This window comes from Streptomyces sp. NPDC086777 (assembly GCF_040702065.1).
Lineage (GTDB): Bacteria > Actinomycetota > Actinomycetes > Streptomycetales > Streptomycetaceae > Streptomyces.
Genome location: NZ_JBFBJI010000084.1, coordinates 1 through 8,775 on the forward strand (window position 1 = coordinate 1; position 8,775 = coordinate 8,775).

Genomic DNA, 8,775 nt, shown 5'->3' on the forward strand with positions numbered 1-8,775 from the left:
CGCAAACAACTCCGGCAACGTCACCCCCGCCACCACCACACCCGTCTCGTTCCACACCTCCACCACCCGCCGCCACTCCACCCCCGACAACACCTCAACCCCGGCCAACAACACCTCCACCCCACCCTCCAACGCCCCCACCACACCCTCGACCGCAACCTCCAACAACCCACACACCAACTCCGGATCCCCCGGAGCAACCACATCAGCACTCACCCAGAACCCCGACCCCGAATCATCCACCGACACCGTCACCGGATAGTTCGTCAAGTCCTCTCCCGACAGCACCGTTATCCCGCTCGGTTCGACGGGCCGGCCTGTCGTCGTACGTGCGCGGTCGCTGTGTCGGTAGTTGAACAGGGCTGTGAACAGAGGGGTCGGCGCGGGAACGCCACTGGCCTGCTGTGCGACGGCCAAGGGCGTGTGCTCGTGGACCAGCAGACCTGCCAGCTGGGACCGCATCGCCTCCACCGCAGCGGCGACGTCATGGTCCGCGATGTCGATCCGTACCGGCAGGGTGTTCATGAAGGGCCCCGGAACCCGCTCGGCCCCCACGCCCGCGTTCATCCGGCCCAGCAGGACCGTTCCGAACACCACGTCAGTACGGCCGGACAGACTCGCCAGCACCCGCGCCCACGCGACATGGAACAACGTCGCCGGACTCACCCCCAGACGACGCGCCTGCCCGCGCACCCGCGCCGCCAGCCCGTCGTCCATCGCCGACCGCGCTCGCCGCACACCAGTGCCGTCACCGTGGGTGTCGGCCAGGCCGAAGGGCAGCGTGGGCTCCGTGACATCACCGAGCAGACCCGCGAAGTACGCCTCATGCTCCTGACGGGAGACCCCGCGCCGGGCCTGGGCGACAAAGTCGCGGAACGGCAGCGGCGCCGGCAACTCGTCCCCACGACCCGCCATCAACGCGGCGACCTCACCCATCACCACGTCCAACGCCGTGTGATCCTGCAGCAGATGATGCACCTGCACCAACGCCAGCCACCGCCCGCTGCCCGGCTCCTCAGCCACATGCACCCGCAACAACGGCGCCCGCCGCAGATCCATCCACGAACCCGCCGCAGCCAACAACTCAGCCGCCGCATCCCCACCCTCGGACAACACCACCTCGGTCACCGGAACCACCACAGAACGCAACACCACCTGCACCGGCTCCGGCAGCCCCTCCCACACCACAGCCGTGCGGTAGATGTCATGCCGATCCACCACCCCCTGCAACGCCGACAGGAACACGTCCAACCGTTCCCGACCGTCGAAGGCCAGCGTCATCGGCACGAGGTAGACGTCCGCCTCGCCTGGCTCAACCAGCAGGTGGTGGAAGAAGATGCCCTCCTGCAACGGCGCCAGCGGATACACGTCGGCCACGTTCGCGGCACCACCCTCCACCGCATCGCACACCAACTCCACCTGCACAGCGGTCAGATCGACCAGCGGGAGCATCTCCAGCGTGATCACCTCCGCGCCATCCGGAATACCGTTCGGCGGAACGACCATGACACTGCCGCCGTCACCGGCCGCGGCCACCCCCGCAGGCGTCGGCGACTCGAACAACGCCCGCACCGACACCCCGAACCCACGCTCACGCAACCGCTGCACCAACGACACCGCCAACAGCGAATGACCGCCCAACTCGAAGAAGTTGTCATCAGCGCCCACCTGTCCAATGCCCAGGACTTCAGCGAACACCTCACACACGATCTCCTCGGCCACCGTGGCAGGACCCCGCCCACCGGACGCCACGTACTCGGGTGCCGGCAGCGCAGCCCGGTCCACCTTCCCGTTCACCGACAACGGCAACACGTCCAGCACCACCACCACCGACGGCACCATGTACTCCGGCAACCGCCGCCCCACAAACGCACGCAGATCCGCAGCAGCCACGTCCACGTCTTCGAGCACCACGTAGGCGACCAGGCGCTTGTCGCCCGGCGTGTCCTCACGAACGGTCACCACCGCCTGAGCAACCCCCGGATGCGCCGCCAGCGCCGCCTCGACCTCGCCCGGCTCGATCCGGAACCCACGGACCTTCACCTGGTCGTCCGCCCGCCCCACGAACACCAGCCGACCGTCACCCGCCCACCGGACCAGATCACCGGTCCGATACATCCGCTCACCCGGCCCCCCGAACGGACACGCCACGAACCGCTCCGCCGTCAGTCCCGTACGGCCGTGATAGCCACGGGCCAGACCTGCCCCCGCCACATACAACTCCCCCGCCACCCCAGGCGGAACAGGCGACAAGCCACCGTCCAGGACGTAGACACGGGTGTTGTCCAACGGCCGACCGATCGGCAACACCGACCCGACCCCCCCGGCATCCACGACAGCATGCTGGGTCGCACACAACGTGACCTCCGTCGGCCCGTACAGATGCCGCACCACCACACCCGGACACGCCCCCACCACCCTCGCCACCGACAACGCAGGCACCACATCCCCACCCGTCAGCACCTCCACCAGCCCCGCAAAACAGCCCGGATCCTCATCCGCCAGCACCCGGAACAACCCCGCCGTCACATGCACACGATCCACACCACACCCCGCAACCAACGAGCGGACCACCCCACCGTCCAGCTCACCAGCCGACGCCAACACCACCGACCCACCACGCCCCAACGTCACCCACAACTCAAACACCGACGCATCAAACGCAAACGGCGCACACGCCAACACCCGACCCAACCCACCACCCCAGCACCCATCCACCGTCAGCGCCACAACATCCCGCTGAGTAACCACCACACCCTTCGGCACCCCCGTCGACCCCGACGTATACATCACATACGCCGCGCAATCGGGCCCCGCCCCGACCCCCACCGGATCCACCGCCGCCACAGCCGGATCGTCCACACACACCACCGGAACCACCCCCTCCGACGGCAGCACCCCCGCCACACCAGCAGCCGTCACCACACACACCGGAGCAGCATCCGCCAGCATGAACGCCACCCGGTCCGACGGATACGACGGATCGATCGGCAGATACGCACCCCCCGCCTTCCACACCGCCAACAACGCCACCACCAGATCAACCGAACGCTCCAGCAGCACCCCCACCACCGACTCCGCACCCACCCCACACGCCACCAGCACCCCCGCCAGACGCGACGCACGATCATCCAACTCCCCGTACGTCACCTCCTCATCCCCACACACCACCGCCACCGCACCCGGAGCGGCAGCCACCCACTCCCCGAACAACACCGGCCACGACACATCCGCAACCGCCACACCCGTGTCGTTCCAACCCACCACCAGCTGTTCACGGTTGGCCGGTGGTAGCACCTCAAGCGCGCGCAACGGTGTGCGGGTGTCTCCCTGCAGTTCCTCTACAAGGTGTTCGACCGCTGTGCGCAGCATCGCGCACACCAGATCCGGATCTCCCGGTGTCACCGCATCGGCGGTGATCCCGAAGGCGCTGTTCATGTCGTCGACCGACACAGCCAGCGGATAGTTGGTGCGCTCCGTGTCGTGGACCAGTTCCACTCCGGCCAGCTCGTCGGCCGACCGACCAGCTGCTCGGCGGCCGTGCCGGTAGTTGAACAGGGAGGTGAACAGGGGAGCGGAGGTCGGGATGCCGCTGGCCTTCTGCGCCAGCGCGAGGGGGGCGTGCTCATGGACCAGCAGGCCGGCCAGTTGAGACTGCATCGCGGTGACCGCGCTGCCCACCTCATGGCCAGAAGTGTCGAGCCGCACCGGCAGCGTGTTCATGAACGGCCCCGGAACCCGCTCGGCGCCGATCCCGGCGTTCATCCGGCCCAGGAGCACCGTCCCGAACACCACGTCCGAACGCCCGGACAGAGTCGCCAGCACCCGCGCCCACGCCACGTGGAACAGCGTCGCCGGGCTCACCCCGAGGTCGCGCGCCCCGTCCCGAACGCGCCGCGTCAGGTCTTCGTCCACCATGAGCCGGGCCCGCTTCACGGTGGTCCCGTCACCGCGGGCATCGGACAGACCGAACGGCAGCGTCGGTTCTGTGACGTCGCCGAGCAGGCCCGCGAAGTGGTCCTCGTGCTCCTGACGTGAGACGCCGAGTCGCGCCTGGGCCACGAAGTCGCGGAACGGAAGCGGTGCCGGCAGTTCGTCCCCACGGCCCGCCATGAACGCCGCGACCTCGCCCAGCACCACGTCCAACGCCGTGTGGTCCTGGAGCAGATGGTGCACCTGCACCAACGCCAACCACCGGTCACTGCCGGGCTCCTGCGCCACATGCACGCGCAACAGCGGCGCTCGACGCAGGTCCATCCACGAACCCGCCGCAGCCAACAGCTCAGCCGCCGGGTCGCTGCCCTCGGACAACACCACCTCGGTCACCGGAACGACGGCGCGGCGCCACACCACCTGCACCGGTTCCGGCAGCCCCTCCCACACCACCGCAGTGCGGTAGATGTCGTGCCGATCCACCACCCGCTGCAACGCCGACACGAACGCGTCCAGCCGCTCGCGGACGTCGAAGGCCACGACCGTGGGCCCCAGGTAGACGTCCGCCTCGCCGGGCTTCGCCAGCAGGTGATGGAAGAAGATGCCCTCCTGCAAGGGGGCCAGCGGATACACGTCCGCGACGTTCGCGGCACCGCCCTCGACCGACGCGCATACCAACTCGATCTGCCCGACCGTGAGATCCACCAGCGGCAGCATCTCCGGCGTGATCAGCGTCGCGCCGTCCGGAATACCGTTCGGCGGCACCACCACCACTCCACCGGCGTCACCGGCCGCGGCCACCCCCGCCGGCGTCGGCGACTCGAACAACGCCCGCACCGACACCCCGAACCCACGCTCACGCAACCGCTGCACCAACGACACCGCCAACAGCGAATGCCCGCCCAACTCGAAGAAGTTGTCATCAGCGCCCACCCGCCCCAGACCCAGCACCTCCGCGAACACCCCACACACCAGCTCCTCGGCCACCGAGGCAGGACCCCGCCCACCACCGGACGCCACGTACTCGGGCGCGGGCAGGGCAGCCCGGTCCACCTTCCCGTTCACCGTCAGCGGCAGGGCATCCAGCACCACCACCGCCGACGGCACCATGTACTCCGGCAACCGCCCAGCCACGAACACCCGCAGGTCCTCATCCGCCCGGCTTCCGTCGGCCGGAACGACGTAGGCGACCAACCGCACATCGCCGGGGGCGTCCTCTCGTACGACCGCCAGCGCCTGGGCCACACCAGGATGAGCCGCCAGAACGGCCTCGACCTCGCCCAGTTCGATCCGGAAGCCCCGCACCTTCACCTGGTCGTCGACACGCCCGACGAACACCAGCTGACCGTCGGAGGTCCAGCGGGCCAGATCACCGGTGCGGTACATCCGCTCGCCGGACGCTCCGAACGGACACGCCACAAAGCGCTCCGCGGTCAGCCCAGGGCGGTCGTGATAGCCCCGTGCCAGCTGAACGCCCGCCATGTAGAGCTCACCGGCCACACCAGGTGGCACGGGCTGCAAGAATCCGTCCAGCACGTACGCCCGTGTGGTCGCGAACGGACGGCCGATCGGAACCGGTCCCCCGTCCGTCGCATCGGCACCGACCGGGTAGTGCGCGGAGCCGACCGTGACCTCGGTGGGACCGTAGTGATTCACCACCGCCACGTCCGGGCACCGGTCACGCCACCGCCGCACCTGCCCCCAGCCCAGAGCCTCCCCGCCCACCATCAACTGCTTCGTCGGCACACACTGCTCCGGCAGCTCCGCCAGGACCGGCAGATGGCTCGGCGTCAGCTTGAGGAACGCCAGACGCCGGTCGCCCAACAGCGCGGGCAGCCCCTCGTCCAGCGCACCCACGAACACGCAACCACCGCTGGCCAGCCCCCCGAAGAGACCCGTCACACCCGCGTCGAACGACACCGGCGCATGCAGCAGGCTGCTCTCCTGCACCGCCGGATACGCCCGCACGCACCAGGCCACGTACCCGGCCAGTGCCCCGTGGGACACCACCACGCCCTTCGGGCGCCCGGTCGACCCCGACGTGTAGATCACATACGCCGCCTGCCCAGCCGCCGGCCGCACCACCATCGATCGCACCGTCGCGTCGGCGACACGCGGGTCATCCACACACACCACCGCAACACCAGGGTCCAGTGGAAGACCTTCGGCCAGATCACGGGACGTCACCACACAGACGGGCCGGCAGTCACCCAACATGAACGCGATCCGCGCGTCCGGATAGGACGGATCGATCGGCAGATAGGCACCGCCCGCCTTCCACACGGCCAGCAGCGCCACCACCAGATCAGCCGATCGCTCCAGCACCACCGCCGCGACCGACTCCGCTCCGACTCCCCTCGACACCAACACCTCGGCCAGGCGGGACGCCCGCTCGTCCAGCTCCGCGTAGCTCAGCTCGCCGTCCGCGGCCACGACGGCAATCGCCTCCGGGGCCCGCGCCACCTGTGCCGCGAAGAGTTCCGGTACGACGGTCGACTCGTCGACGGTCGTACCGGAGTCGTTCCAGGCGACCAGCGCCCGCTGCCGCTCATCGGCCGACAGTACGTCGATCTCGCTCACCCGGAGCCGTACATCGCCTGCCACGGTTGCCAGCACTCGCGCGTACCGCTGGGCGAACGCCTCCACGCTCGCCCGGTCGAAGAGATCCGCCGACCCGGTCAACGATCCACGCAGCCCACCGGGACGACCGCCCGCGGTGGCCTCGCTCAGGCTCACGCTCACGTCGAACCGTGAGGCCATCGGCCCGGCCGGGGCCGACGTGGCCTGCAGACCGTCCAGGTCGAGCGTGGGCATCGTGTTGTTCTGCAAGGTGAGCATGACCTGGAAGAGCGGGTGCCGCGACATCGACCGCTCCGGGGCCAGCAGTTCCACCAGCCGCTCGAACGGCACGTCCTGCTGCTCCAGCGCGGCGAGACTCGTCTCCCGCACCCGCTCGAGCAGGCCGGCGAACGTCGGGTCCCCCGTCAGATCGGTTCGGACGACGAGCGTGTTGACGAAGAACCCGACCAGGTCGTCCAGCGCCTGGTCGGTCCGGCCCGCCACCGCCGTCCCGACCGGGACGTCCTCCCCCGCGCCCAGGCGCGACAACAGGACCGCCAACGCGGCCTGGAGCACCATGAACAAGGTCACGCCCTGCTCACGGGCCAGTACCTCCAACCGTGTGTGCACCTCGGCGGGTACCTCCAGGCCCACCACGTGACCCTGGTGCGACGCCACCGCCGGACGCGGCCGGTCCACCGGCAGGGCGAGTTCCTGCGGCGCGCCCGCCAACTTCTGCCGCCAGTACGCCACCTGCTCGGCCAGGACGCTTCCCGGCTGCTCCTCGCTGCCCAGCAACTCCCGCTGCCACAGGGTGTAGTCGGCGTACTGCACCGGCAACGGCGCCCAGCCGGGCGCGTCTCCGGCCCGCCGCGCCGCGTACGCCCGGGAGACATCACGGGCCAACGGCCCCATCGACCAGCCGTCCCCCGCGATGTGGTGCAACACGACCACCAGCACATGCGCCTCCGGACCCGTCTCGACCAGCAGCGCCCGCAGCGGAATCTCCCCCGCCAGGTCGAAGCCGTGTCCGGTCTCGGCCGCCACCACACCTGCCACCTGCTCCTCGGCAGCATGGGCGACCCGTAGCACCCCGCCGACCTCTTCAGGCGCCAGCACCCGCTGGAACGGCTCACCGTCCACCACCGGGAACACCGTGCGCAGCACCTCGTGCCGCCCCACCACATCCGTCAGCGCCGACCGCAGCGCGCCAACGTCCACCTGGCCGTCCAATCGCAGCACCAGCGGCATGTTGTACGTCGGACTCGGCCCCTCCAACTGCGCCAGGAACCACAACCGCCGCTGGGCGAACGACAACGGCACCCGCTCAGGACGCTCCCACCGGGCCAGACCGGCCCGCGCCGACCCCGCACCACCGAGCCGGGCCACCAGACCCGCCGGCGTCGGCGCCTCGAACAACACACGGACACTGAACTCGACGCCGAACAGCAACCGCACCCGCGACACCAAACGCATCGCCAGCAGAGAATGCCCACCCAACTCGAAGAAGCTGGCGTCCACTCCCACCTGTCCAACGCCCAGGACGTCGGCGAACGCCCCACACATGATCTCCTCGGCCACCGTCGCAGGACCCCGCCCACCGGACGCCACATACTCGGGTGCCGGCAGCGCAACCCGGTCCACCTTCCCATTCACCGACAACGGCAACACGTCCAGCACCACCACCACCGACGGCACCATGTACTCCGGCAACCGCCGCCCCACAAACGCACGCAGATCCGCAGCAGCCACGTCCACGTCTTCGAGCACCACGTAGGCGACGAGGCGCTTGTCACCCGGCGTGTCCTCACGAACGGTCACCACCGCCTGAGCAACCCCCGGATGCGCCGCCAGCGCCGCCTCGACCTCGCCCGGCTCGATCCGGAACCCACGGACCTTCACCTGGTCGTCCGCCCGCCCCACGAACACCAGCCGACCGTCACCCGCCCACCGGACCAGATCACCGGTCCGATACATCCGCTCACCCGGCCCCCCGAACGGACACGCCACGAACCGCTCCGCCGTCAGCGCGGGCTGCGCCTGATAGCCACGCGCCAGCCCGGCCCCCGCCACATACAACTCCCCCGCCACCCCAGGCGGAACAGGCGACAAGCCACCGTCCAGGACGTACACGCGGGTGTTGTCCAACGGCCGACCGATCGGCAGCACCGACCCGACCCCCCCGGCATCCACGACAGCATGCTGGGTCGCACACAACGTGACCTCCGTCGGCCCGTACAGATGCCGCACCACCACACCCGGACACGCCCCCACCACCCTCGC

Annotated in this window: 1 protein-coding gene; it reads right to left on the reverse strand. The window is 69.6% G+C overall.

Going from position 1 to position 8,775, the window contains the following annotated elements; translation table 11 throughout:
- The coding region (locus AB0472_RS45750) for an amino acid adenylation domain-containing protein (protein WP_366365610.1) at positions 1–8,769 on the reverse strand (8,769 nt) is incomplete at its 3' end.
- Positions 8,770–8,775: the final 6 nt, after the last annotated feature.